At 62.6% G+C, this 749-nt stretch carries 1 protein-coding gene; it reads left to right on the plus strand.

Annotation, left to right across the window (positions count from 1 at the left end):
• On the plus strand, window positions 1-749 hold a 749-nt coding region (locus HX846_RS36970; RefSeq protein WP_178967432.1), incomplete at both ends, for an amidohydrolase family protein.

Here is a 749-nt window from a genome sequence, read left to right on the forward strand (position 1 = left end):
CTGTTTCGCGGCCTGGCCGACGACCTGCCGCTGATGACCTGGCTGGAAAACCACATCTGGCCCGCCGAGGCCAAGTGGGTCGACGAAGCCTTCGTCCGCGACGGCACTGACCTGGCCATCGCCGAGCAGATCAAGGGCGGCATCACGTGTTTCTCGGACATGTACTTCTTCCCGAAAGTCGCCAGCGAACGGGTGCACAACAGCGGCATGCGTGCGCAAATCGCCATCCCGATCCTGGATTTCCCGATTCCCGGCGCTGCTGACGCCGACGAGGCGATTCGCCAGGGCGTCGAGTTGTTCGGCGACCTCAAGCATCACCCACGGATCAAAATCACCTTCGGCCCGCACGCGCCGTACACCGTCTGCGATGAAAACCTGGAAAAAATCCGGGTGATCGCCGAGGAACTGGACGCCTCGATCCACATGCACGTGCATGAAACCGCCTTCGAAGTGCAGCAGTCCGTTGAACAGCGTGGTGAACGCCCGCTGGCACGGCTTGGCCGCCTGGGTTTGCTGGGGCCGCGCTTCCAGGCCGTTCACATGACCCAAATCAGCGATGACGACCTGACTTTGCTGGTAGAAAGTAACACCAGCGTGATCCATTGCCCGGAATCCAACCTGAAACTGGCCAGCGGCTTCTGCCCGGTGGAACGCCTGTGGCAAGCCGGCGTCAATGTGGCAGTAGGCACCGACGGCGCGGCCAGCAACAATGACCTCGACCTGCTGGGCGAGACCCGCACCGCCGCGCT

Origin of the sequence: Pseudomonas sp. K5002 (assembly GCF_013386655.1) — a bacterium.
In the GTDB taxonomy this organism is placed as follows: Bacteria; Pseudomonadota; Gammaproteobacteria; order Pseudomonadales; family Pseudomonadaceae; genus Aquipseudomonas.